At 59.7% G+C, this 25,698-nt stretch carries 24 protein-coding genes; 22 read left to right on the forward strand and 2 right to left on the reverse strand.

The genetic code is table 11. The features are described 5' to 3' along the window. Positions 1–32: 32 nt before the first annotated feature. The 7 genes from KKO72_RS08385 to KKO72_RS08415 all read left to right on the forward strand — a co-directional run bounded on the left by KKO72_RS08385 (position 33) and on the right by KKO72_RS08415 (position 7,570). Positions 33–479, forward strand: coding sequence for a PaaI family thioesterase (locus KKO72_RS08385; protein WP_078366605.1), 447 nt, complete (start codon positions 33–35; stop codon positions 477–479). 27 nt (positions 480–506) lie between these two features. Further along, the gene (locus tag KKO72_RS08390; RefSeq protein WP_180125681.1) at positions 507–1,688 is read left to right on the forward strand and encodes an isovaleryl-CoA dehydrogenase; all 1,182 of its coding nucleotides are present in this window, start codon (positions 507–509) and stop codon (positions 1,686–1,688) included. A 151-nt stretch (positions 1,689–1,839) separates the two neighbouring features. After that, positions 1,840–2,493 carry a carbonate dehydratase gene (gene can / locus KKO72_RS08395; RefSeq protein ID WP_214937304.1) on the forward strand — a complete coding sequence of 218 codons (654 nt, stop codon included), beginning with the start codon at positions 1,840–1,842 and terminating at the stop codon, positions 2,491–2,493. Positions 2,494–2,577: 84 nt separating this feature from the next. Beyond that, positions 2,578–4,428 carry a bifunctional isocitrate dehydrogenase kinase/phosphatase gene (gene aceK / locus KKO72_RS08400; protein ID WP_214937306.1) on the forward strand — a complete coding sequence of 617 codons (1,851 nt, stop codon included), beginning with the start codon at positions 2,578–2,580 and terminating at the stop codon, positions 4,426–4,428. 74 nt (positions 4,429–4,502) lie between these two features. After that, positions 4,503–5,684: an acetyl-CoA C-acyltransferase gene (locus tag KKO72_RS08405; RefSeq protein WP_214937307.1), complete on the forward strand. Its 1,182-nt coding sequence runs from the start codon at positions 4,503–4,505 to the stop codon at positions 5,682–5,684. Positions 5,685–5,725: 41 nt separating this feature from the next. Beyond that, entirely contained in the window at positions 5,726–6,409 is a 684-nt protein-coding gene (locus KKO72_RS08410) for an SDR family oxidoreductase (protein WP_214937309.1), read from the forward strand. Positions 6,410–6,439: 30 nt separating this feature from the next. Further along, positions 6,440–7,570, forward strand: coding sequence for an acyl-CoA dehydrogenase family protein (locus tag KKO72_RS08415; protein ID WP_214937310.1), 1,131 nt, complete (start codon positions 6,440–6,442; stop codon positions 7,568–7,570). Between the two features lie 12 nt (positions 7,571–7,582). On the opposite strand, the gene KKO72_RS08420 is transcribed toward KKO72_RS08415, so the two are convergent. Further along, the gene (locus tag KKO72_RS08420; RefSeq protein WP_214937312.1) at positions 7,583–8,200 is read right to left on the reverse strand and encodes a TetR/AcrR family transcriptional regulator; all 618 of its coding nucleotides are present in this window, start codon (positions 8,198–8,200) and stop codon (positions 7,583–7,585) included. 98 nt (positions 8,201–8,298) lie between these two features. Here KKO72_RS08420 and KKO72_RS08425 point away from each other — a divergent pair, with 98 nt between their 5' ends. From KKO72_RS08425 to KKO72_RS08460, 8 genes are all read left to right on the forward strand, one after another. After that, complete coding sequence (locus tag KKO72_RS08425) at positions 8,299–9,747, forward strand: efflux transporter outer membrane subunit (RefSeq protein WP_214937313.1); 1,449 nt, start codon at positions 8,299–8,301, stop codon at positions 9,745–9,747. Positions 9,748–9,774: 27 nt separating this feature from the next. Then, positions 9,775–10,902: an HlyD family secretion protein gene (locus tag KKO72_RS08430; protein WP_214937315.1), complete on the forward strand. Its 1,128-nt coding sequence runs from the start codon at positions 9,775–9,777 to the stop codon at positions 10,900–10,902. Positions 10,903–10,913: 11 nt separating this feature from the next. Further along, a complete protein-coding gene (locus KKO72_RS08435) occupies positions 10,914–12,470 on the forward strand; it encodes a DHA2 family efflux MFS transporter permease subunit (RefSeq protein ID WP_371736850.1) in 1,557 nt (518 codons plus the stop codon). 25 nt (positions 12,471–12,495) lie between these two features. Then, on the forward strand, positions 12,496–12,939 hold the full coding sequence (locus tag KKO72_RS08440) for a universal stress protein (protein WP_214937316.1): 444 nt from the start codon (positions 12,496–12,498) through the stop codon (positions 12,937–12,939). 187 nt (positions 12,940–13,126) lie between these two features. Then, a complete protein-coding gene (locus KKO72_RS08445) occupies positions 13,127–13,744 on the forward strand; it encodes a TIGR02281 family clan AA aspartic protease (RefSeq protein WP_214937318.1) in 618 nt (205 codons plus the stop codon). Between the two features lie 70 nt (positions 13,745–13,814). Continuing rightward, entirely contained in the window at positions 13,815–14,741 is a 927-nt protein-coding gene (locus KKO72_RS08450) for an MBL fold metallo-hydrolase (protein WP_214937319.1), read from the forward strand. A gap of 11 nt (positions 14,742–14,752) precedes the next feature. Then, the gene (locus tag KKO72_RS08455; protein ID WP_214937321.1) at positions 14,753–16,132 is read left to right on the forward strand and encodes a patatin-like phospholipase family protein; all 1,380 of its coding nucleotides are present in this window, start codon (positions 14,753–14,755) and stop codon (positions 16,130–16,132) included. A gap of 48 nt (positions 16,133–16,180) precedes the next feature. After that, positions 16,181–16,840, forward strand: a complete 660-nt coding sequence (locus KKO72_RS08460; RefSeq protein ID WP_214937323.1) for an HAD family phosphatase — start codon at positions 16,181–16,183, stop codon at positions 16,838–16,840. 194 nt (positions 16,841–17,034) lie between these two features. Here the strand turns inward: KKO72_RS08460 and KKO72_RS08465 are convergent, their stop codons facing one another. Further along, the gene (locus KKO72_RS08465) at positions 17,035–17,805 is read right to left on the reverse strand and encodes a DeoR/GlpR family DNA-binding transcription regulator (protein ID WP_214937324.1); all 771 of its coding nucleotides are present in this window, start codon (positions 17,803–17,805) and stop codon (positions 17,035–17,037) included. 341 nt (positions 17,806–18,146) lie between these two features. Between KKO72_RS08465 and deoC the strand changes: the two genes are divergently transcribed. The 7 genes from deoC (at position 18,147) to rbsK (ending at position 25,680) form a co-directional block, all read left to right on the forward strand. After that, positions 18,147–18,815 carry a deoxyribose-phosphate aldolase gene (gene deoC / locus KKO72_RS08470; RefSeq protein WP_251140541.1) on the forward strand — a complete coding sequence of 223 codons (669 nt, stop codon included), beginning with the start codon at positions 18,147–18,149 and terminating at the stop codon, positions 18,813–18,815. 183 nt (positions 18,816–18,998) lie between these two features. Next, positions 18,999–20,051, forward strand: a complete 1,053-nt coding sequence (locus tag KKO72_RS08475) for an autoinducer 2 ABC transporter substrate-binding protein (RefSeq protein WP_214937326.1) — start codon at positions 18,999–19,001, stop codon at positions 20,049–20,051. Between the two features lie 122 nt (positions 20,052–20,173). Beyond that, a complete protein-coding gene (locus KKO72_RS08480) occupies positions 20,174–21,625 on the forward strand; it encodes a sugar ABC transporter ATP-binding protein (RefSeq protein ID WP_214937328.1) in 1,452 nt (483 codons plus the stop codon). Between the two features lie 10 nt (positions 21,626–21,635). Further along, positions 21,636–22,613, forward strand: a complete 978-nt coding sequence (locus KKO72_RS08485; RefSeq protein WP_214937330.1) for an ABC transporter permease — start codon at positions 21,636–21,638, stop codon at positions 22,611–22,613. 13 nt (positions 22,614–22,626) lie between these two features. Beyond that, on the forward strand, positions 22,627–23,634 hold the full coding sequence (locus tag KKO72_RS08490; RefSeq protein ID WP_214937332.1) for an ABC transporter permease: 1,008 nt from the start codon (positions 22,627–22,629) through the stop codon (positions 23,632–23,634). Further along, positions 23,634–24,731, forward strand: coding sequence for an aldose 1-epimerase family protein (locus KKO72_RS08495; protein WP_214937334.1), 1,098 nt, complete (start codon positions 23,634–23,636; stop codon positions 24,729–24,731). The genes KKO72_RS08490 and KKO72_RS08495 overlap by 1 nt, the downstream gene beginning before the upstream one ends. 16 nt (positions 24,732–24,747) lie before the next feature. Further along, positions 24,748–25,680, forward strand: coding sequence for a ribokinase (rbsK, locus tag KKO72_RS08500; protein WP_214937335.1), 933 nt, complete (start codon positions 24,748–24,750; stop codon positions 25,678–25,680). Positions 25,681–25,698: the final 18 nt, after the last annotated feature.

The following is a 25,698-nucleotide window of genomic DNA, read 5'->3' on the forward strand; positions in this document are numbered from 1 at the left end:
GGCCCCTCAACCCCTCAGCACACCCACAGCCGATGACACAACCCACCACCCCCACCGAAACCCCTTTGCAACGTGTGCAGCGCAGCCTGGAGCGCCAGGGCCTGATGCGCCACCTGGGGGCTGAACTGCTGCGTGTGGTGCCGGGTGAATGTGTGGTCACCCTGCCTTTTTCTGACAAGGCCAGCCAGCAGCATGGCTCGTTTCACGGCGGGGCGGTGGGTGCGCTGGCCGACATCGCCGGGGGCTACGCCGCGCTGACCGTGGCGCCGCCCGACACGGAGGTGGTCAGCCTGGAGTACAAGATCAATTTTCTGGCGGCCTGCCACGGTGGTGAGTTGTGTGCCACCGGCCGAGTGGTCAAGAACGGCAAACGCGTCATTGTCACCAGCGCCGAGGTCAGCCACATTGCCGACGACGGCACCCAGACCCTGTGCGCGGTGATGCAGCAGACCGTGATGCCGGTGCCCAAAAACTACTAAAAACCTGGACCCGAGGAGACAAGCCCCATGAACAACCTGCCCGGACTCAACTTTCAGCTTGGTGAAGATGTCGACGCGCTGCGTGATGCGGTGCGAGACTTCGCCCAGACCGAGATCGCCCCCCGTGCGGCCGAGATCGACCGCACCGACCAGTTCCCGATGGACCTGTGGCCCAAGATGGGCGCCCTCGGTGTGCTGGGCATCACCGTGGGGGAAGAATATGGCGGCGCCAACATGGGTTACCTGGCGCACATGGTGGCCATGGAGGAAATCAGCCGCGCCAGCGCCTCGGTGGGCCTGAGCTACGGAGCGCACAGCAACCTGTGTGTGAACCAGATCAAACGCAACGGCACCGAAGCCCAACGTGCCAAGTACCTGCCCAAGCTGATCAGTGGTGAACATGTCGGCGCCCTGGCCATGAGTGAACCCGGCGCCGGCAGTGATGTGATCAGCATGAAGCTCAAGGCGCAGGACAAGGGCGGCTACTACCTGCTCAATGGCAGCAAGATGTGGATCACCAATGGCCCCGATGCCGACACCCTGGTGGTCTACGCCAAGACCGAACCCGAACTTGGCGCACGCGGTGTCACCGCCTTTTTGATCGAGAAGGGTATGCCGGGTTTCAGTGTGGCGCAAAAGCTCGACAAACTCGGCATGCGCGGCAGCCACACCGGTGAGCTGGTTTTTAACAATGTCGAGGTGCCCGAGTCCCACATCCTGGGTGGCCTGAACCAGGGCGCCAAGGTGCTCATGAGCGGGCTGGACTACGAACGCGCGGTGCTCACCGGTGGGCCACTGGGCATCATGCAAAGTGTGATGGACAACGTGGTGCCCTACATCCACGACCGCAAGCAGTTTGGTCAGAGCATTGGTGAGTTCCAGCTGATCCAGGGCAAGGTGGCCGACATGTACACCGTGTTGCAGGCCGGGCGCAGCTTTGCCTATACCGTCGCCAAGAACCTCGACATGCTGGGGCTAGAGCATGTGCGCCAGGTGCGCAAGGACTGCGCCTCGGTGATCCTTTGGTGCGCCGAAAAAGCCACCTGGATGGCGGGCGAGGGTGTGCAAATTTTTGGTGGCAACGGCTACATCAACGAGTACCCGCTGGGCCGCTTGTGGCGCGACGCCAAGCTGTATGAAATTGGCGCGGGCACGAGTGAGATCCGGCGCATGTTGATCGGGCGTGAGCTGTTTGCCGAGACCTGTTGAGCGCCTAACCTGGGTAGAGGAGGATGGGGGCGGAGCTGGTCCATGGCGCAGAGGGGATTGAGGTTATAGGGCGGCAGACATGTTCGCGCAAGGTCCTCTAGGCAAAATGACAGACTGATCTCAGCCTTTCGTACTCAAAAAAAGTCAAAACATGTCTTCCCTGCAGAACCTTCTCGACAACAACCGCCTCTGGGCCGCCAACATGCAGTTGCAGCGCCCCGGGTTTTTTGACCGGCTGGCGCACCAGCAGGCGCCCAAATACCTGTGGATCGGCTGTGCCGACAGCAGGGTACCGGCCAACGAAATCACCGGCCTGGACCCCGGCGAGGTGTTTGTGCACCGCAATATCGCCAATGTGGTGGTGCACTCGGATCTGAACGCCCTGTCGGTCATCCAGTACGCGGTGGACCACCTCAAGGTGGAACACATCATGGTGGTGGGCCATTACGGCTGCGGCGGTGTGCTGGCTGCCTTGCGCGGCACACGTGTGGGACTGGCCGACAACTGGCTGCGCCATGTGCACGATGTGAAACTGCGCCACCGCCGCCGGCTCGACCACCTGGCGCTGGCGCAGCAGGAAGACGTCTTGTGTGAAATGAATGTGATCGAACAGGTGGCCAATGTGGCGCTGTCCAACGTGCTGCAGGACGCCTGGGCGCGCGGCCAGAAAGTGGCGGTGCACGGCTGGTGTTACGGCCTGAAAGATGGTCTGGTCAACGACCTGGGTGTCACCATGCAGGGCAGCCACGAGGTGACCGACATTTTTGTCAAAGCCTTCAAGCGCTACCCGCGTCCAGGGCTATAGGCCTGGCCATCAGTCGGTTGTTGATAAAAATGCGTTGTAGCCCTTATACCTCAAGCCCTGATAGCTATACAGAAGAGAGCAGACATGTTTCCGACCCGACTGGACTCCCCTGTGGCCTACGAGATTGCCAAGGCCATGATGGATGGCTTCAACCGCCACTACCACCTGTTTCGCAGCGAATCGGCCCGCGCCAAACAACGCTTTGAGACCGCCGACTGGGCCGGTCAGCAGCGCGCCCAGCGTGAACGCATCGAGTTCTACGACCTGCGCGTGCGCGAATGTTTCATGCGGCTGGAGCGCGAGTTCAAGGCCGGTGAGCAGCCGATGGACATCTGGCACCAGGTCAAACTGCATTACATCGGCCTGCTGGTAGACCACCTCCAGCCCGAGCTGGCCGAGACCTTTTTCAACTCGGTCACCACCAAGATCCTGCACCGCAGTTATTTCCAGAACAGCTTCATCTTTTTCCGCCCGGTGGTGAGCACCGAGTACATCGAGAACAATGCGCCCGAGGCACAGCCCACCTACCGCGCGTATTACCCCACGCTCGACACCCTGACCGGGGTGTTGCAGCAGATGGTGCTTGACTTTGGCCTGTGCCGCGAATTTGAAGACCTGCCGCGCGACGCCGCGTTGGTGATGGGGGTGATCCGGCCGATGTTTGATCGCGTCAAGGTGCACGCCAACTTGCAGATCCAGGTGCTCAGCAGCCTGTTCTACCGCAACAAGGGCGCTTACCTCATTGGCAAGCTGATCAATGGTTTTACCGAGCAGCCGTTTGCCCTGCCCATTTTGTACAACCAGGCTGAGACCCAGCTGCGCATCGATGCGGTGCTGCATGGCGATGACGACATGCACGTGTTGTTTGGTTTTGCCCGGGCCTACTTCATGGTGGACATGGACATCCCGAGTGCCTACGTGCAGTTTTTGCGCAGCCTGATGCCGCGTAAACCGCGCAACGAGTTGTACAACGCGCTGGGCCTGGCCAAGCAGGGCAAGACCCTGTTTTACCGCGACTTTTTGTACCACCTGCGCCACTCCACCGACCAATTCCGCATTGCGCCGGGCATCAAGGGCATGGTGATGCTGGTGTTTGATTTGCCCAGCTTTCCCTATGTGTTCAAGGTTATCAAGGACTTTTACCCGCCGCCCAAGGACACCAGCCGCGAACAGATCAAGGGCAAGTACCTGCTGGTCAAACAACACGACCGTGTGGGGCGTATGGCCGACACCCTGGAGTACAGCGGTGTGGCTTTTCCGCGCAACCGTTTCACCGATGAGCTGATTGCCGAGATTGAGAAGCTGGCGCCCAGCCAACTTGAAATCAGCGACCGCGATGGGGACGGCCAGCTGGAAGTCATCCTCAAACACGTCTACATCGAGCGGCGCATGATCCCGCTCAACATCTACCTGCAGGACGCTTTTGATGCCGGTGGCGCCGACCCCAGTAACACCAGCCCCGCCGCCCAGAGTGCCCGCGCCCAGTTGGAGCACGGTGTCATCGAATACGGCAACGCGCTCAAAGACCTGATCGCTGCCAACATCTTCCCGGGCGACATGTTGTGGAAAAACTTTGGCATCACGCGCCACGGCAAGGTGGTGTTTTACGACTACGACGAGATCGAATACATCACCGACTGCGTGTTCCGCAAGGTGCCCAAACCACGTTGTGAGGAAGACGAGCTCTCGGGTGAGGTCTGGTACACGGTTGGCCCGCACGATGTGTTTCCTGAGACCTTTGGCCCGTTCTTGCTGGGCAATCCGGCGGTGCGTGAGGTGTTCATGAAACACCATGCCAACCTGCTTGACCCCGCGTTCTGGCAGAAGAACAAGGACCGCATCCAACAAGGCCATATGTTTGACGTGTTCCCGTATGACCAGAGCAAACGCTTTGTGGTCAGCCCGCGCCAGTCGGAGTTGCCGGAGTCGATGTAAGCCACTTTGTTTTTAATAGCTGTTCGCCCTGATTGAATAACGGCTAGAGGCATTTTTTATACCAAGGAGACCCTATGACGGATGCGATTGTGATTGTGGCTGCCGCGCGCACGCCGATGGGCAGTTTTCAGGGTGACTTTGCCACGCTGGCCGCGCATGACCTGGGTGCTGCGGCTATCCGTGCCGCAGTGGAGCGCGCCGCGATTGCACCAGCGCTGGTGGATGAGGTGTTGTTTGGCAATGTGTTGCCCGCTGGCCAGGGCCAGGCCCCGGCGCGCCAGGCGGCACTCAAAGCTGGTTTGCCGATCAGCGCGGGCGCGGTGACCTTGTCCAAGATTTGTGGTTCGGGCATGCGCAGCAGCATGTTTGGCCACGACATGTTGCTGGCCGGCAGCGCCGATGTGCTGGTCACCGGCGGGATGGAGAGCATGACCAATGCCCCCTACCTGCTGCAAAAAGGCCGGGCCGGTTACCGCATCGGGCACGACCGGATTTTTGACCACATGATGCTCGACGGCCTGGAAGACGCCTACGAGGTCGGGCGCTCCATGGGCACCTTTGGTGAAGACTGCGCCGCCCAATACGGCTTTACCCGCGCCCAGCAGGACGCGTATGCGATCACCAGCGTCAGCCGCGCACAACACGCCATCCAATCGGGCGCTTTTGCCGCCGAGATCACGCCGGTGTTGGTCAAAGGCCGCCACGGCGACACCCTGGTCAGCATCGACGAAGGCCCGGGCCGCATCAAACTCGACAAGATCCCCACGCTCAAACCCGCGTTCAAGAAAGACGGCAGCATCACCGCCGCCAGCAGCTCCAGCATCAACGACGGCGCCGCAGCGCTGGTGCTAATGCGTGAAAGCACCGCCACCAAGTTCGGATGCCAACCGCTGGCGCGCCTGGTGGCACACGCGGTGCACGCCCAAGAGCCCGCCAAATTTGCCACCGCGCCGGTCGGCTCAGTCCACAAGGTGCTGGCGCGGGCGGGTTGGAGCGTGGCCGACGTCGACCTGTGGGAGGTCAACGAAGCCTTCGCGGTGGTCGCCATGGCGCTGATGCAGGAGCTGAACCTGGGCCACGAGGTGGTCAATGTCAACGGTGGCGCCTGCGCGCTGGGCCACCCGATTGGCGCCAGTGGCGCGCGCATCATGGTTACCTTGTTGTACGCCTTGCAGGCGCGCGGTCTGAAGAAAGGCGTGGCCACCCTGTGTATTGGTGGCGGCGAGGCGACCGCAGTGGCGCTTGAATTGTTATAAATTTGATAGTTGCTGACCCAATCAAAATAAGGGCTTGAGGCATGAATGTTTTGGTGATAGGCGCCTCGCGCGGTATTGGCCTGGAGCTGGTGCGCCAGTACTTGGATGCGGGCCAGCGTGTGATCGCCACCGCGCGGGATGAGGCCGGGCTGGCGCGGCTCAAGGATTTGGGCGCGCAGACCATTCAGCTGGATGTGGCCGACCCGGCCAGTGTCAGCGGCCTGAGCTGGCTGCTCGATGGTGAGAAGCTGGACCTGGCGCTGTATGTGGCCGGGGTGTTCTCGACCGGTGGCGCCATCTCGCCGCCGACGCAGCAGGACTTCGACGTCATGATGCACACCAACGTGTTGGGTGTCATGCAGGCTTTGCCCCAGGTCGCGCCCTGGGTCGAGGAGGCGGGTGGACAGTTTGCCTTTTTGTCCAGCGACATGGGCCACATCGGCGACAGCCGCAGCAGCCGGGGCTGGCTCTACAAGGTGAGCAAAGCCGCGCTCAACATGGCCGTGGTGGCCGCCCAGCCGGACTACCCGCGTGCCCAGTTTCTGCTGGTACACCCCGGCTGGGTGCAGACCGACATGGGCACATCTGCCGCGCCGCTGACGGTGCAAGACAGTGTGTCTGCCTTGCGCCAGACACTGGCCGCGCACAAAAGCCGCAAGACGATTCACGGCTGTGATGACGTGCCTTACCTGCAATGGGATGGCCGCCCCTTCGCGGGTTGGTAAACCACCCACAACACAAGCAACGGAGACCCCATGCTGCTGACCCAAGACCAGGACATGGTGCGCGACGCGGTGCGCGCTTTTGCCCAAGCCGAACTCTGGCCCCACGCCGCCCGCTGGGACAAGGAACACACCTTTCCCAAAGCCGCGCACCAAGGGCTGGCCGCGCTGGGTTGTTATGGCATTTGTGTGCCCGAGGAGTTGGGTGGCGCCGGGATGGACTACCTGACGCTGGCGCTGGTGCTCGAAGAAATTGCCGCTGGTGATGGCGGCACCAGCACCGTGATCAGTGTCACCAACTGCCCGGTCAATGCCATCCTGATGAAGTACGGCAACGCCGCCCAAAAGAAACAATGGCTGGAACCACTGGCGCAGGGCCAGATGCTGGGGGCCTTTTGCCTGACCGAGCCGCATGTCGGGTCGGATGCCTCAGGCCTGCGCACCACGGCGGTCAAGGAGGGCGACAGTTATGTGATCAACGGTGTCAAACAGTTCATCACCAGTGGCAAAAACGGCGATCTGGCCATCGTCATCGCCATCACCGACAAAGGCTTGGGCAAAAAGGGCATGAGTGCGTTCCTGGTGCCCACCAGCACCCCGGGGTATGTGGTGGCACGGGTAGAGGACAAGCTCGGCCAACACAGCAGTGACACCGCACAGATCAACTTCGACAACTGCCGTGTGCCCGCAGAGAACCTGATCGGCCAGGAGGGTGAGGGTTACGGCATTGCGCTGGGTGGCTTGGAAGGCGGCCGCATCGGCATCGCCGCGCAAAGTGTCGGCATGGCACGCAGTGCACTGGAGGTCGCCATCACCTACGCCAAGGAGCGCAGCAGCTTTGGCACGGCCATCTTTAACCATCAGGCGGTGGGTTTCCGGCTGGCCGAATGTGCCACCCAGCTGGAAGCGGCCCGCCAGCTGATCTGGCACGCCGCCAGCCTGCGCGACGCCGGTCGCCCCTGCCTCAAGGAGGCCGCGATGGCCAAACTGTTTGCCAGCGAAATGGCCGAAAAGGTCTGTAGCGCTGCCATCCAGACGCTCGGTGGTTATGGTTATGTGAGCGACTTCCCCGTGGAGCGCATCTACCGCGATGTGCGGGTCTGCCAGATTTACGAAGGCACGAGTGACGTGCAGAAGATCATCATCCAGCGGGCGCTGGCCTGAGCTCGGTTGCCCTCAACTGGTTGTGGTCTCGGGCCCATAGGCGCGCATAAAAACGGTGATGGCTTGGTGAACAGATTCTGCGATGGCTTCCTCACTCGCATCCATGGGCATCTGAAACATAAAACGGTCAATCCATTCGGCTTCCAGCAGGCTCTTGAACTGCCGGGCGGCGATGCGTGTGTTGGCCTGGCGCAGTTTGCCCGTGGCCATGCCATGTTGCAGGAAGGCAACAACCTCTGCCTCGCTGCGTTGGGGGCCGAGTTCAAAACACTTTTGCCCCAAGCCCGAGCGACCGGCTTCTGACACCACCAGACGCCGCACCGTTTGTAATTGGGGCGCATAAAGAAAGCTCAGAAACCGGCGCCCAAACGTCTCCAGCGCCTGGGCCATGTCTGGTTGGTTGGCATCGAGTGCATCGTGTGTGGCCTGGAACTCGGCCTCGGTCGCCTTCGAAATCACCTCAAAGAACAGCTCTTCCTTGGAGCTGAAATAGCTGTAGAGCGTGGCTTTGGAGTAACCCACCCGTTGGCAGATCTGCGCCATCGAGGCCCCCGCAAACCCCGTTTCCTGAAACACCTGCTCAGCCGCTGCCAGGATGGCTTGCCGTCTTGTCTCGGTTTTTGCCCGCATGTCAACCCCCATTTTTTCTAAACCAGTTGGTTTAGTTTAGCTGAGCCGGTTCTAGAATCATATTTAAACCAAACGGTTTAGTTTTGTATGGAGGTTGGATGCTCAGATGTCATTTTTTGCCCGCGCAGCTGGCGCGTCGGCGGGCTGGTTCACTCACTGCGCTGGCCGCTGCGCTGTTTTTGCAGGCCTGTGCCCAGTTGCCAGACTTGGCGCAGGCACCTCAACCCAAATCTGCCGAGGCATTTCAATCCGGCACATCGTTACAAGCGGCCGCAGCAAATTGGCCGCTGGACCAATGGTGGACGGCTTATGGTGATGCCCAGCTCAACACCTTGATCGACGAGGCACTGCTTGGCTCGCCCGACTTGGCGGCGGCCACAGCCCGCCTGCAGCGCGCCCAGGCGATGACGCAGGTGTCCGGCTCAGCCCTGAAGCCGCAGCTCAGCGCCAATGCCGCACTCAGCGAAGAACGGCTCAGTTACAACAACCTCTTGCCCAGAGAGACGATGCCACATGGCTGGAACGACTATGGCCGTGTCAGCATGGACTTCCGTTGGGAACTGGATTTCTGGGGCAAAAACCGTGCAGCCCTGGCCGCTGCCACCTCGGAGCTGGAGGCCAGCCGTGCCGAGCTGGCGCAGGCCCGGTTGATGCTGGCCTCGGGTGTGGCGGCCAGCTACGCCGAACTGAGCCGCTTGTACGCCAACCGCGACACCGCCGCGCAGTCGGTGGACATCCGTCAAAAAACGGCCGAATTGTTTGCAAGGCGTTATGCCAATGGTCTGGAAACACGTGGCAGCCTGCGAGAGGCCGATGCCCGCCGAGCGGTGGCTGAAGGTGCTTTGCTGGCGCTGGACGAGCAGATTGCACTGCAGCGCAATCACCTGGCCGCGCTGCTGGGTGCAGGGCCAGACCGGGGCTTGACTATTGCCGCGCCCACCCTCAAGCTGAACCACAGTTTTGGCCTGCCCCCTGAGCTGGCGGTCAACTTGCTGGGCCGTCGCCCCGATGTGGTGGCAGCCCGCCTGCAAGCGCAGGCCCAGGCCAGCCGGATCGCGCAGAAGAAGGCGGAGTTCTACCCCAACGTCAACCTGTCGGCCTTTGTGGGCGTGCAATCGTTGGGGCTGGACAACCTGGACAAGAGTGGCTCCAGTATCGGCAGCTTGGGTCCGGCGATTTCTCTGCCGCTGTTCACCGCTGGCCGCCTGCAGGGTGAGTTGCGCGGCAGCCAGGCCCGCTATGCCGAGACAGTGGCCAACTACAACGCGACTGTGACCCGTGCCCTGCAAGAGGTGGCCAACAACGCGGTCAGCCAGAAAGCCCTGGGGCAGCGTCTGCAAAAGGCGCAAGAAGCGGTGGAGGCTGCGAGCGAGTCACACCGCGTGGCACGCAACCGTTATGACGGCGGCCTGGCCAATTACCTCGAGGTGCTGAGCGCCGAAGACGGGCTGCTCAACAGCCTGAGTGCACAGACCAATTTGCGCTCGGCGTCACTATCGCTCGACATCGACCTGCAGCGCGCCCTGGGCGGCGGCTACCAACTGTGACCCACACCCAAGTTTCAAGGATTTCTCATGACTGACAACAACATTGCAGATCTGGCCCTCAAAAAACGTCGCAACCAACGCCTGCTGGCGCTGGCCGGTGGTATTGGCCTAGTAGGTGTGGCTGTGGCCGCTTATTGGACGCTGTACGCCTCGCACTATGTCTCGACCGACAACGCCTACACCGCTGTCGAAGTGGCGCAGATCACGCCGTCCTACGGCGGCATCGTGGCAGATGTCAAGGTCAAGGACACCCAGGCCGTCAAAAAAGGCGATGTCCTGGTGGTGATTGACCCCACCGACGCCAGACTGGCCGCTGCACAAGCCGCCGCCGAGCTGGACCGGGCCATGCGCCGCGTCAGAAGTTATGTGGCCAATGACAGCAACCTGGCGGCCCAGATCACCGCACGCGAAGCCGACGAAAAACGTGCGAGTGCGCAACTGGCCTCCGCCCAGGCCGATTTCGAGCGCGCCAAGCTCGACCTGACGCGCCGTGACGCGCTGCTGGCCTCCGGCTCGGTGTCGGGGGATGAACTCACCCGCGCACAAAATGCTTTTGCTGGCGCCGAAGCCAACCTGGCGGCAGCCAAGTCGGCGGTGGCACAGTCCGCCGCCAACCTGCGCTCGGCGATGGCCGCCAAAGAAGCCAATGGCGCGCTGATCAACGACACCACCGTCGACACCAACCCCGAGGTGCAGGCGGCCCGGGCCCGGCTGGACCAAGCCAAGGTCGATCTGGAGCGCACCGTGATCCGGGCGCCGTTGGACGGTGTGGTGGCCAAGCGCCAGGTGCAACTGGGCCAGCGGGTGCAGGCCGGTATGCCGCTGATGGCGGTGGTGCCGGTGAGCGAGATGTATGTGGATGCCAACTTCAAGGAAGTGCAACTCAGCAAAGTGCGTGTTGGGCAGCCCGTCACCTTGCACGCCGATCTGTATGGCAAGGACGTGAGCTACACCGGTGTGGTGGAAGGTTTTGCGGGTGGTTCGGGCTCGGCGTTTTCTGCCATTCCGGCCCAGAACGCCACTGGTAACTGGATCAAAGTGGTGCAACGCCTGCCGGTGCGTGTCAAGCTCGACCCGGCCGAGCTGTTGGCCAAGCCACTCAAGGTGGGTTTGTCGATGCACGCTGAGATTGACACCAGCGGCCTGACCGACTGAGCCAGGTCACCATGAGTCAAGCTGTAACTGCTGCACCGGCCGGAGGGCGCGACGGCCCCGATGCCCCCTTGACCGGTGGCATGCTTTGGGTGGCGGCGCTGATGTTGGCGTCGGCCAACTTCATCGCCGTGCTCAACATGACGATTGCCAACGTGGCGGTGCCCAATATTGCGGGGGCGCTGGGCGCGGCCACCAGCCAGGGCACCTGGGTCATCACCTCTTACGCGGTGGGGGAGGCGATCACCGTACCGCTGACCGGCTGGCTGGCGGCGCGTTTTGGGTCGGTGCGGGTGTTTACCACCTCGATGATCCTGTTTGGTGTGTTCTCCATCGTCTGCGGTTTGTCCAGCTCGCTGGGTGTGCTGGTGGTGGCGCGGGTGTTTCAGGGCCTGTGTGGCGGGCCGCTGATGCCGCTGTCACAGACCTTGCTGATGCGCATCTTTCCCAAGGACAAGGTGGCGGCCGCGATTGGCCTGTGGTCGATGACCACGCTGGTGGCGCCCGTGGTGGGCCCCATTCTGGGTGGCTGGTTGTGTGATGAGTACAGCTGGTCCTGGGTGTTTTTGATCAATGCGCCGATTGCCATTGGTTTTGGTATCTATGCCTGGAAGCTGCTCAAGCGTTACCAGGAAGACGCCCGGCGCAGCCCGATTGACATGGTGGGTATGGGCCTGCTGATCATCTGGGTCGCCGCGCTGCAACTGGTGCTGGATGAGGGCAAGAACCTGGACTGGTTCGCCTCGACACAGATCACGGTGCTGTCAGTGGTGGCCGCTATCGCGTTTGCCGCGTTTCTGATCTGGGAATTACATGAACGCCACCCGATTGTTGACCTGCGTGTGTTTCGGCATCGCGGCTTCAGCGTCAGCGTGTTGACGATCAGCTTCGCGTTTGCCGCCTTTTTTGGTGTCAATGTGCTGACACCGCTGTGGTTACAGAGCTTCATGGGCTACACCGCCACCGATGCCGGCTTGGTCACGGCCTGGACCGGTGTGACCGCCTTGTTTGTGGCGCCCTGGGTGGCCAACAGCAAAAGCGACCCGCGCAAGCTGGTGTTTGTAGGTGTGGTCTGGATGGGTTTGAGCACCTTGTGGCGCACTGTGGCCAACACCGACATGGGTTTCTGGGACATTGCCCTGCCTTTGATGGCCATGGGGCTGGGCTTGCCCTTCTTTTTCATCCCGTCCACCGGGCTGGCCTTGGCCAGTGTGGACGAGTCTGAAATGGATTCGGCGGCCGGGCTGATGAACTTTCTGCGCACACTCTCGGGTGCGTTTGCCACCTCGGTGGTCACCACCGTCTGGAGCGACCAGGCCACGCGGGACCACGCCGAGCTGGTGGGGCTGGTGGACCGAGACCAGAGTGTGCGCGGCCTGCTGGGCCAGTCCGGTATGCCACCCGATGCGGTCAACCAGACGCTGGACTACCTGGTCACCTCGCAAAGCATCATGTTGTCGACCAACCAGATCATGACGGTGATCGGGCTGATCTTCATCGCGGCGGCCACCCTCATCTGGCTGGCACCCAAACCGAGTCGGGTGGTGGAGCCTGGCGCGGGCGGCCATTGATCAACCAACCACAAGAAGGCACACCATGTTCAAACATCTTTTGGTTCCGACCGACGGCTCCCTGTTGTCTGTGGCCGCGCTGACACGCGCGGCGTCTTTTGCCAAAGACGCCCAGGCACGCATCACCGTGTTGTATGTCGAGCCCACACCCCCGTTGGCCTACGACGGTGTGGGTGGGCTCAGCAGCGCCCACCTGACGCAGGACCTGCAGCAGCGCCTGGACGGGCTGGCGCAAGAGATTCTGGGCACCGCCCAGGCCATCGGCCAGCAAGCCGGTGTGCCGCTTGACACCCTGGTACGGGTGGGTGACCAGCCCTACAAACTGATCATCCAGACGGCGCAGACCCAAGACTGCGACCTGATTTTCATGGCGTCCCACGGGCGCCGTGGTGTCAGCGCCTTGTTGCTGGGCAGCGAAACCCAGATGGTGCTGACCCACTCCAACATCCCGGTGCTGGTTTACCGCTGAGATCGGCCTGGCCGGTCGGGGCAAAGCCCTTGGCTTGCGGCGGGCCGGGCACACCCATCCCGGCACTTCTAGAATGCTCAGCTCCCAACCACATGACAAGGCGGGCGATGACGCAGTTGTTTTTCTCTGAAATGTGTGCACCGATGGCCCCCGCAGGGTGGGTGCCTGGCCGGGGCGCTGCCTGAGCATGGGTGTCGAAGACCGCGACTGGTTTCGGGACGCGCAGCGCGAGCGCGAGAAACAACGCCAGCTCAATGACACTCGCCACAAGTTCAGCTCGTTTTCCCGCAACAACCTGCGCCGTCAAGCGGCGTCAGAACCATCCGCGCCGCGCCAGACCGGGCTGATCCCGATGCTGCTGTTCTGGTTTGCTGTCATGGGCCTGGTGTATGGCTTGATGACGTATTACCTCAAACCGAAACAGTCGCAGGTGCTGGCCAATGGTGACCTGGTCATCCCACGGGCGCAGGACGGCCACTTTTACAGCCCAGGCAGCATCAACGGGAGCAAGGTGATGTTTCTGGTGGACACCGGCGCCTCGCTGGTGAGTGTGAGTGAGCCACTGGCCCAGGCCGCAGGCGTGAACGGCGGTGTACCCACCACCTTCCACACGGCCAACGGCGAGCGCCCGGGCCGGGTGGTGGACGGCGTGACGGTGGTACTGGGCCCGCTGCGTGTCAGCAACGTCAAGGTGGGCGTGGGCTTGAGCCTGGGGGACGACAAGCAGGCGCTGCTGGGGCAGTCGTTTTTGTCCAAATTTGACATCAGCCTGGGCCAGACGCAGATGGTGCTGCGGGCCCGCTAAGTTCTGCAGCTGTTAAACAAATGATAGCTATCTACGCTTTTTTTATAAGGGCTGGAGGCCATTTTTGTCTATGAGTGACGCGACCACTGGCCTGCCCCCGGGGCTGACCGTGCTGGAGCGCGGCTGGTTGTCTTCCAACAACATCGTGATCCAGGGCGCGGCAGGCACCGCGTTGATCGACAGTGGTTACTGCACCCACGCGCCACAAACACTGGCGCTGCTGGCTGCCAGCCTGCAGGGCCGGGCGCTGGACGTGCTGATCAACACCCACCTGCACAGTGACCACTGTGGCGGCAATGCGGCATTACAAGCGGCCTACCCGCAACTGCGCACCCTGATTCCGCCCGGGCAGGCGGAGTTTGTGCGCGACTGGAACCCGCACGCATTGAGCTACACCCCCACCGGGCAAAGCTGCCCGCGTTTTGGTTTTGATGCGGTGCTGGTGCCGGGCTCGGAGTTGTCCCTGGGCGACGCGGTGTGGCAGGTGCATGCCGCGCCGGGGCACGACACCCACTCGGTGATTTTGTTTGAGCCGGTGAGCCGCACCCTGGTGTCGGCCGACGCCTTGTGGCAGCGTGGTTTTGGCGTGGTGTTCCCCGAGCTGGATGGCGACGGCGCTTTTGACGAGGTGGCCGCTACGCTCGATGTGATCGAGGCGCTGGCGCCGCGCTGGGTGGTGCCCGGCCACGGCGCGCCGTTCACCGATGTGGCGCAGGCGCTGGGTGTGGCGCGCCAGCGGCTGGCGCGTTTTGTGGCCCACCCGCAGCAACATCTGCGTTATGCCACCAAGGTTTTGCTCAAGTTCAAGCTGCTGGAGGCCCAATCTTTGGAACAATCCGAGCTGCTGGCCTGGGCGCAAGCCACACCCTACCTGGCCCGATTGGTGCACCAGCAATTTGCCGAGTTGCCTTTGGCGCAGGCGCTGGCGTTGCTGGTGGACGAGCTGGTGGCGTCCGGCGCGGCTAGGCAGCAAGGCCCCCACTTGTTCAATACCTGACCCAGACACAGATGACCGATGTGATTGTCAAACCCTTGCGGCGCTGGATGTTGGCGCTGATGGTGCTGGTGCTGCTGAGCGGCTGCTCCAGCCTGCGACCCTGGCAGAACCAGCCGATGAAAATGTATGGTGACCGTGAGGCAGCGCTGCGTGACGCGGCTCCCGCGCAAGACCGCAAGATGCTGATGCTGGTGAGCCTCTCGGGCGGTGGCGCACGTGCCGCTGCCTTTGGTTATGGCGTGCTCGACGCTTTGCGCCAGACCCAGGTGCCTTGGCAGGGCAACAGCATCAGCCTGCTCGACGAGCTGGACCTGATCAGTGGGGTGTCGGGCGGCAGCATCGTGGCGGCGTATTACGCGGCCTTTGGCAGTGAGACTTTTCCGGCTTTTGAGAACCAGTTCCTGCGCAAGAACTTCCAGGACAATCTGGTCAGTTACGCCCTCAAAGTGCGCAACCTGTATGACCTGACTTCGCCCTGGTTTGGCCGCTCCAACCTGCTGGAGCGGCGCTTGGATGAGCTGTTCAAAGGTAAAACCTTTGGTGACCTGACCGAACGCCCGGGCCATCCCGGGCTGCTGGTCTCTGCCACCGACCTGTCGCTGGGCTCTGGGTTCGAGTTCAGCTGGCGACAGTTCTCGCTGATCTGCTCCGATTTGAACAGCGTGCCCTTGTCGTTTGCGGTGGCGGCTTCCAGCGCGGTGCCGATTGCGTTGAGCCCGATGACACTCAAAAACTACAGCGACACCTGTGCCCAACCGGTGACGCTGGCCAGCTCCGATGCCGACGCCTACCGCGTGCGCCTGTTGCGTGACAGCCAGCGCTCTTACCTGGACGCATCCACCCGTCCCTACATCCATCTGGTGGACGGTGGTCTGGTTGACAACCTGGGCCTGCGCAGCTTGCTGGATCGCTCGCAAGCCGACGGTGGCCTGCGCAGCGCGGTCGGCCCGATGACGGACACCCCGATCGAGAAGCTGGTGATCATCGCGGTGAATGCCGAGCGGGCTGCCTCGGAAAATATCGACTCGCACGACGAGGTGCCCACCACTCTGCAGGTGATGGACGCGCTGCTGTTTGGCACCGGCGGCCGCGCCACCCAGGAGACGCTGGAGCTGCTGCGCGACACCGTCCAAGCCTGGCGCCAGGAGTTGCGCAAGCGCAGTGCAGACGACCCGTTTGCGCCAGATGCCAAGATTTATGTCATCAATGTCAACCTGAGCGACGCGCCCGAGATGGCCGAGCGCCGGGTGTTGCTGCAGATTCCCACCGCGTTTTCACTGCCCAACGACGATGTCACGCGGTTGGTGGCTGCGGGCGGGCGGGTGCTGCGCAGTTCCAAGGAATTTCAGTCCTTGTTGAAGGATCTGGGGGCGACACCTGTTGTCCCGTGATTTGTGAGAAGTTGGGCGAGAGCCCACGTATTTAAAGGGTTAGTAGCTATGAGTTTTAAGGCGGTTCTGTTTGACTGTGACGGTGTGTTGGTGGACAGCGAGGCCATCACCTGTGGTGTGCTGCGTGACATGTTGGATGAGAGTGGCTGGTCCATGACGCTGGCCGAATGTATGGCTTTTTTCATCGGCAAGGCGGTGCGTGAGGAGCATGCCGAGATTGAACGCCGCACCGGCCAGCCGTTGACCGAAGACTGGATGCAGCGCTTTTACCAGCGCCGCAACGAGGCGCTTTGCGCCCGGGCGACCATCATCGCTGGTGCTGACGCGGCGGTGCAGGCCGCACACACGCGCTTTGACGGTCAGATTGCGTGTGCCTCCGGGGCGGATCGCTTCAAGGTCGAGATGATGTTAGGCCAGGTCGGCTTGCTGGATTTTTTTGCCGGGCGTATTTTCAGTGGGCATGAAATGCCACGCTCCAAACCCGCGCCGGACGTGTATCTGGCGGCGGCCCGGCACCTTGACGTGCCCGCCGAGCACTGCCTGGTGATCGAAGACACCACGGTCGGTATCACCGCTGGCGTGGCAGCGGGCGCCACCGTCTGGGCCTACTGCCCACTGCCGGAAGCGGGGCCGGCTTTGCTGGCGGCCGGTGCGCACCGGCTGTTTCCTAACATGACTGAGCTGGCTGTTTTGCTGGGGACAAGCTGATATTTTTTTATTAATTTTTGGCACTTGTCCCTGCTGCTTATTTTTTTGGCATCGCGTTGCAGGCCGCACCAGACAACGCTTTGCCGGGTTGTTCTGTGACTGGTACACAAAGTTATCCACACAAACTGTGAGTTGCTCGGGAAAAAACTTGTGGTAAGGATTTTGTAAGCACGTTCGCAACGAGATTTGTTGGACTAGGCTTGTGCGATCAGCAACTCGGTGTGGCTGTCGGTGATCTTGGCAGCGGTCTCGGCATCAATCCCTGAATCGGTGACCACGCTATCGATCTGCGCAAAATCGGCGAAGAAGGCGGAACGGAACTGGCCGAACTTGCCTGAATCCACCACCAGAATCTTCTTGATGGCGATACCCAGGATGGCTTGCTTGATCTTCACCTCGTGCAGGTGTGAGCAGCTGATGCCTCGCTCCAGGCTGACCCCGCCTGCGGACAGAAAGGCTTTGTTGATGCCGAATTTGTTCAGGTAACCCACACTCTCTTCGCAGTAAAAGGTGGCTGATGACGGGTAGTAGACACCGCCCAGCAGCACCAAGGTCACGTTGGGAAAGCTGGAGAGTGGGTAGGCAATGTTCTTTGCATAACAAATCACCGTGCACTCGATGTCTTTGGGCATGGCAGCCACGATGTGGGGTGTTGTGGTGCCGCAGTCAATGAAGATGCAGTCCCCACTCTGGATCTGTTCGGCTGCAAGGCGACCGACCCAACGCTTGTTCTTGAGCCCGACGCCCTTTTCGCTGTCCAGACTGTACTGGGAGGCCTTGTTCGTTCCTGGCTTGACCAGATAACCACCGAGATAGAGGAGTCGGTTGTCCCCATGGGCGATGTCGCGCCGAAGTGTCATCTCTGAAACGTCAAGCATTTGAGCGACATCGCGGATGTGGAGTGACTGATTGACTTCCAGCAGGGCCAATATCTTGTCAATGCGTTGTCGCCTTTTCTCAAACATGGCAGACATCCTTCATCTGAAGAAGACAGCGTCCGATGCACAAAGCAGGCGTGTGTGTATCTCTGACGTCGCACCTGCGGAGGACCTCGGCACAAACTTTTTGGCCATTTTTATTCATCATTTTCCCTTCTGATATGGACCCTCTTCAGGAGACCATGGCATGCAAATTCTGAGCCAATAACGACGCGTCTGGTCGTGGGGCCTTTCCTCGAAAAATAAGCATGGCTTGCACTTTACGTTCAATGTGAATAACATTCAACAAAAAATGTGAAGATCCAAACATTAGATGTATCATTTATCTCAATAAAGATGCATTGAACCCAACATTTGACAGGTGGCGCATGACAAACACAGTGATGGTGAATGACCGTAGCTTGGCCTCTTATATTGACCACACCATCCTGAAGCCCGACGCCCAGCGGGTGGAAGTGGAGCGTTTATGTGATGAGGCGATTCGCTTCAAGTTTGCTTCGGTGTGCGTGAATCCCTACTGGGTCCCTTTGGTTGCCCAGAAACTCAAAGGCAGCGGGGTTCTGACTTGTTGTGTGGTGGGGTTCCCGCTGGGCGCCACGTTCAGTGAGTGCAAGGCTCAGGAAACCCTGGCCTGCATCCAAAACGGTGCCGATGAAGTGGACATGGTCATCAATGTGGGCGCTCTGAAAGACGGTGATCTTGACCTGGTGCGAGATGACATCGCTTTGGTAAAAAAAGCGTGCGCAGGCAAAACCCTCAAGGTGATCATTGAAACCTGCTTGTTGACAGACGCCCAAAAAGAAACCGCTTGCCGACTCAGCGTTGAAGCTGGGGCGGATTTTGTCAAAACCTCCACGGGTTTTGGTAAGGCGGGTGCCACCGTGGCAGATATCGCGTTGATGCGCCAAACGGTGGGGCCGCTGGTGGGTGTCAAGGCCTCGGGTGGGGTTCGCAGCCAGGCCGATGCGCTGGCCATGATTGAAGCCGGGGCCTCCAGGGTTGGCGCCAGTTTGAGCGTGACCATCATCGGCGCTTGAGCCGAGCGAGTCCAGAGTGAAATTCCTGCCATCCATCCTGTTCCGGGTTGGGGCACTTCAACACGACTTCATCTGCGCTTGTTTTTGCGCTGGTGGACGTGTACATCCGTCGTAGACGACAGGATGTATTCCTGCTGAGTGTGAGTTGAGTTTTTATGTCCGACAAACTATAGAGGGGTACACATGAAGAAGTTGTTTTCCATCGTTACAGCAATCACCATGCTGGGTGCTAGTTCTGTTTATGCGGCTGGCAATGGACCTGTCGACGTCAGCAAAGTCAGTAAGGACATCACGGCGGCGGCCACCAAGAAAAAATTCACGATCGCCACGGTTGTCAAGGTGGATGGCATCGCTTGGTTTGACCGCATGCGCAACGGCGTCAACCAGTTCAAGGCCGATACCGGCCACGACACCTGGATGGTGGGCCCCTCTCAGGCTGATGCCGCTGCCCAGGTGCAGATCATCGAAAACCTGATTGCACAAGGTGTGGACGCTATTTGTGTTGTGCCTTTCTCGGTCGAAGCCGTTGAGCCTGTTCTCAAGAAGGCACGTGATCGTGGCATTGTGGTGATTGCACATGAAGCCTCCAACCTGCAAAACTCTGACTTCACGCTGGAAGCTTTTGATAACCTGGCCTATGGCGCCAAGTTGATGGAAGTGCTGGCTAAGTCGATGGGTGGTGAAGGCCAGTATGTGGCCACCGTCGGCAGCTTGACCTCCAAGTCGCAAAACGAGTGGATTGACGGTGGCGTGGCCTACCAGAAGAAGAACTTCCCCAAGATGCAGGAGGTGACCAAACGCCTTGAAACGTCTGATGACGCCAACACCGACTACACCAAGCTCAAGGAAACACTGACCACGTATCCCAAGCTCAAGGGTGTGCTCGGTGGTCCTATGCCGACCTCGGCTGGTGCTGGCCGTCTGATCGCTGAACGTGGCTTGAACGGGAAGATCTTCTTCGCCGGGACCGGTCTGGTGTCGGTGGCTGGTGAATATCTGAAAAACAACAACATCCAGTACATCCAGTTCTGGGACCCGGCAGTGGCGGGTTATGCCATGAACGAAATGGCGGTGATGATGCTCTCAGGCAAAAAGGCTCAGATCAAGGCCGGTCTGAACCTGGGTCTGGAAGGGTACGGGAATCTCACTAGCCCGGATGCCAAGAAGCCCAACTTGCTGTACGGCCAAGGCTGGGTGGGTGTCACCAAAGAAAACATGGGCAAATACAACTTCTAACCCGTGTCTGGGGCGCTTCGGTTGTGAAGCGCCCCACAGTTCTTGTTGGATCAGTTAGCCGGGGGATGTCAATGTCAGATGCCTATCTCGAGTTAAGAAACGTTAGCAAGAGATTCTCAGGGGTGCAAGCACTCGATCAGATTTCGCTCAGGATCATGCCGGGTGAAATCCATTGTCTTGCTGGTGAGAATGGTTCGGGGAAGTCAACCGTCATCAAGGTCATCTCCGGTGTTTACCAGCCGGATGAAGGCGAAATGCTGATCGACGGGAAGCCATTTTTTGCCAAATCACCAGTCGACGCGATTGCATGTGGCGTACAGGTGATTTACCAGGATTTTTCGCTGTTCGGCAACCTGACCGTGGCGGAAAACCTGTCAATCAATACCCAGTTGCGCGAAAAGCGGACCTGGGTGAACTGGAAGAAGTCGCGCCAACTGGCGTCGGAAGCTTTGCAGCGCCTCGGGGTGGACATTGATCTGGACGCCAAGATCGAGACCCTGCCGACGGCGCAAAAACAGTTGATTGCAATTGCCCGCTCGATGATGAACGACGTGCGTCTGATCATCATGGATGAGCCGACAACCGCCTTGACCGGCAAAGAAATCACGACCCTGTTTGAGATCGTGCGCGATATCCAGCGCAGAGGTATCGCCATCTTGTTTGTGAGCCACAAGATGCGCGAGATGCTCGACATCAGCGAACGCATCACGGTGATTCGTAATGGGCGCAAGATTGCCGACGGCCAGACCCGTGATTTCACCGAAGCGCTGATCACCAAACACATGACCGGTCACGACATTGAGGTCAATCACTTTGACTGGAAGCCTTCAACAACCGCCGTCACGCCGCGACTGGAAGTGCGCCACCTGAGTTTGCCCGGCAGTTATGAGGATCTGAATTTCAAGATTTTCCCGGGCGAAATTGTGGGCATTTCCAGCCTGCTCGGTTCTGGGCGGACCGAGTTTGCGCTGTCCTTGTTTGGGCTGATGACGGGTTTCAGCGGAGAGATCCGTCTCAACGACCAGCCGGTCAAGATCGGTTCGGTGCAAGACGCGATCAACCACAGGATCGCTTACGTGCCGGAAGATCGCCTGAGTGAAGGCATCTTTCCGACCCAGTCGATCAACCGCAACATGTTGTCGACCATGTACGAGCGGTTGTCGCGTTATCTGGTCATCGACCGAGAGAAGGCGGCCAGCTTGGCGGCAGACATGATCAAAAAACTGACGATCGCCACGCCCAGTGGCGAAAAACCGGTCAACCAACTCTCCGGGGGCAATGCCCAGCGGGTGGTGATTGGACGCTGGCTCATGACCGGTGCAGAAGTGCTGATCCTCAATGGTCCGACAGTTGGTGTGGACGTCGGCTCCAAAGCCGAGATTCACAAGATCATCCGGGCCCTGACCCAACAGGAGAACGGCTTGAGCGTCATCATGATCTCCGACGACGTTCCCGAGCTGATCCAAAACTGCAACCGCATTGTGATGATGCACAAAGGGCGCTTCCTGGAGGAGCTGGTGGCACGCCAGACCTCGGAAGACGAGATCAACGCCAAATTGAAATCCTTCGGTTGAGGTGGTCAGCATGAAATTTCTCCGCAATTCCGAAGCTGTCATTGGGGTGATCCTCATCGCAGCCATGATCTTGATTGGCGCTGTCAACCCGGCGTTTTGGGATCTTGACAACCTGTTCAGCCTGCTCCAGAGCAACATCGTTATTGGCATCATGGCACTTGGTGTGTTGCTGGTCATGATCTCTGGGGGGATCGATGTCTCTTTCCCGGCCGTGGCGGTAGCTGGCATGTTCCTCACGGTCCATGGCATGCTGCTGACCCAATACGACGGAGTATTGCTTCCGTTTGTCGTCGCGACCTTGATTGGGGTGCTGCTGGGCGGATTGAATGCGCTGCTGGTGTACCGGTTCAAGATGATCCCGTTGATCGTGACGCTGGGCACCGCCAGCATCGTGCGCGGGCTGATTCTGGGCATCATCGGCACCAGCATGATCAATATTGACCGCTTTCCCAAGGTGTTGATCAACTTCACCAAGTCGGACATCTACACGGTGGTCAAACCCGACGGAACCACCTCGGGGATGACCAGCATGTTGCTGATCTACCTCGGCGTGGCGCTGCTGATTCACATCATCCTGAAATACACCATGCTCGGGCGCAGTGTGTATGCGATGGGGGGCTCGGCCGAGTCCGCCAGCCGGGTGGGCTTCAGCCTGAAAAAAACCACCTTCTTTGTTTATTGCGCATGTGGCGCTCTGGCTGGCTTCGCCGGGATGCTGCACTCCTCCATGATCTGGTTGTGCAACCCGCGTGACTTTGTTGGCATGGACATGCAGGTGATTGCGGCGGTGGTGCTGGGAGGCGCCTCGATCTTTGGTGGCAGTGGCAGCGTGATTGGCACCATGATGGGTGTTTTTATGCTGGTCATGGTCAAGAACAGCCTGATCCTCATGAAGGTTGAAACCACCTGGCAGCTGGTCGTTCTGGGGACCATTCTGATCGTGGCGACAGCTTTCTCCGCCAAGCGTGACCGCAAGAGTCGCACGTAATTGAGGTGCTCAAATGACTACAGATTTTGATTCACGCAGATTCTTGAAGCACGACAACAACCTGACTCAGCTGGTGCTGATCACGGTGTTTATCTTCGTGGCAATGAGCATCGTGTCGCCGGACAAGTTCCTGCGGTACTACAACTTCCAGTCCATCTCTTTCCTGTTTCCTGAAATCGGCCTGTTGTCGATCGCCATGATGATTGCCATGCTCACCGGGGGCATTGATTTGTCGATCATCGGGATCGCCAACTTGTCCGCGATTCTGGCGGGTGTCTATTTTTCAAAAACCATTGGCAGCGACACCTCGATGTCCGACAGCCAACAACTGATGCATGTGGGTGTGGGTGTGGTCTTGGCGTTGGGGGTCGGAACACTGGCAGGTGCCTTGAATGGCTTCCTGATCACACGGATGCGCATCACGCCGATCCTGGCCACCATCGGGACCGGCCAGTTGTTCACAGGGTTTGCCTTGGTCATCACCGGCGGGCCTGCGATCACCGGGTTTCCGAAGTATTGGGCCGAGATCGGCGGGGGAACGGTGTTTGGCGTCTCGATTCCTTTCCTGATTTTTGTGGTGATCGCCTCCATCGTTGCGTTCCTTCTGTCCAGAACGGTTTTTGGCATCAACCTGATGTTGATTGGCACCAATGCCAAGGCTGCATTGTTCGCTGGGCTCAAACGCGACAAGATGGTGTTCCTGAGTTACATGATGAGCGGCGTGCTCGCCAGCATGGCGGGGATACTGCTCTCTGCGCGGGTGAATGCGGCGAAGTCCGACTACGGCACGTCCTACCTGTTGCAGGCACTGCTGATTGCGGTCCTGGGGGGAACCAACCCAGCGGGCGGCAAAGGGCGGGTTCTCGGCATTTGCATCGCGGTGCTGGCGCTGATGTTCCTCTCCAGCGGGTTCCAGATCATGCGTTTCAGCATCCATCTGATCGACTTCATCTTCGGGGCGTTCCTCGTGGGCGTCATCATTCTCAACATGGTTCTTGAAAAACGGCGGGGGAAATCATGATGCGCGACATCAGCATTGAACTGAAAAAAACGTTTTTTACGCCGAGCGAGCAGGAAGTTTTTGCCGCAGGCGACATGTCGGTCAGCCTGTTTCGGTACGACAGTGGTGTCGAAGCCCTGCGCCTCAAGAACAGCCGTGGCCACCTGATCGTGCTGCCGTTCATGGGGCAGATGGTCTGGGAGGCGGTGTTTGACGGGGTCAGCCTGGGCATGAAAAGCATGTTCAAACAGCCCCGCCCGGCCACCGACATTTTGCAGACCTATGGTTGTTTCGCCTACCACAGTGGGCTGCTGCGCAATGGCTGTCCCTCACCCGAGGACACCCATGCGTTACACGGTGAAATGCCCTGTGCACCGATGGACCGGGCGCGTATTCTCTGCGGTGAAGACCAGGGCGGTTTTTATGTGGCGTTGATCAGTGAATGGGAGTACGCCATGGGCTTTGGTAACCATTACCTGGCCACACCACGGATTGTTTTGCGCCCCAACGAGAGCCTCTTTGATCTTGAAATGAAAGTCCAGAATATGTCTGGCGCACCCATGGACCTGATGTACATCAGCCATGTCAATTTTGGTTTGGTGAAGGACGGCAAGATCTTCCAGGCGGCAGGTTTCACACCCGAGTCCACCTGTGTCAGAACCTCGATCCCTGGGCATATCCAGCCGACACCGGTCTACCAGGCTTTTGTGGATGAACTGGCCAAACACCCGCAGCGTTCCGAGGTGTTGCACGACGTTGCGCAGTACAACCCGGAACAGGTCTTTTTCATCCGTCATCTCAAATCAGACCCAAATGGTCTGACGCACATGATGGTCCGTCGGCCCGAGCAAGATGGTTTTTACATGTCCTGGTCACCCAAAGACATGCCCAAAACGATCCGCTGGATTCTTTGCAATTCTGACCAAGAGGTGGGCGCCTTTGCGCTGCCAGGAAGCTGCGAACCCGAAGGTTATCTGGCCGAAAAAGCCAAGGGCAATGTGCGTAGCCTGGCCGGCGGTGAGACCGCGCATTTCAAGGTCAGGCTGGGGTATCTGGACCACGCAGGGGCTGATGAGGTTCAAAAGATCATCACCCAACTGAACGCGCCGGGCGCTTAACCAAAAGGGGATTGTTATGACAGGACGTATTGCAGTCATTGGCAGCAACATGGTTGATCTCGTCACCTACACGGATCGTATGCCGCGTAAAGGCGAAACCATCGAAGCGCCCGAGTTTTCCATGGGGTTCGGCGGCAAGGGGTCGAACCAGGCGGTTGCTGCAGCACGCTTGGGTGCCGATGTGTTGATGCTGACCAAGGTTGGTGACGACATGTTTGGTCCGAACACGCGCCAGAACTACATCAACAACGGCATCGATGCGCGTTATGTTGACACCGTGCCCGGAGCCAGCAGCGGCGTGGCGCCGATATTTGTGGACTCCAGTGCAGAGAACTGCATCTTCATCATCAAAGGCGCCAACGGCCAGTTGATGCCCGCGGACGTAGACCGTGCCGAGGCCGATTTAAAGACCTGCAAGCTGATCATTTTGCAGCTGGAAATCCCGCTGGAGACGGTCTACCACGCCATCGAATTTGGAGCCCGGCATGGTATCGAGACGCTGCTGAACCCGGCGCCGGCGGCCCCGGACCTCGACTTGAGCAAATGCCTCAAGGCCAGTTTCCTCGTCCCCAACGAAACCGAGCTGGCCACCTTGACCCAGATGCCAACGGAAAACACCGAACAAGTGGTCGCCGCAGCGCGTGTGCTGATTGCCAAAGGCATCAAGACCGTGGTGGTGACGATGGGCAAAAAAGGCGCGATGCTGGTGACGCAAGACCGTCAAGATTTCATCCCCGGGTTTGACCGCATCAAAGCGATCGACACCACCGGTGCGGGAGACGCCTACATTGGCAGTTTTGCCCATTTTTATGTGGCTTCGGGCGATGTGTTGTCCTCGCTCAAGAAGGCCGCGCTGTATGCCGCCGACGCGGTCACCAAGCCGGGAACACAAAAGTCCTACGCAAGTGCAGAGGAATTTGCTGCGTTTTGCCAGAAATACGGTGTGTAAACGCCGGGCGGCGCTTCT

It is taken from the genome of Rhodoferax sp. U11-2br (assembly GCF_018619435.1).
In the GTDB taxonomy this organism is placed as follows: domain Bacteria; phylum Pseudomonadota; class Gammaproteobacteria; order Burkholderiales; family Burkholderiaceae_C; genus Rhodoferax.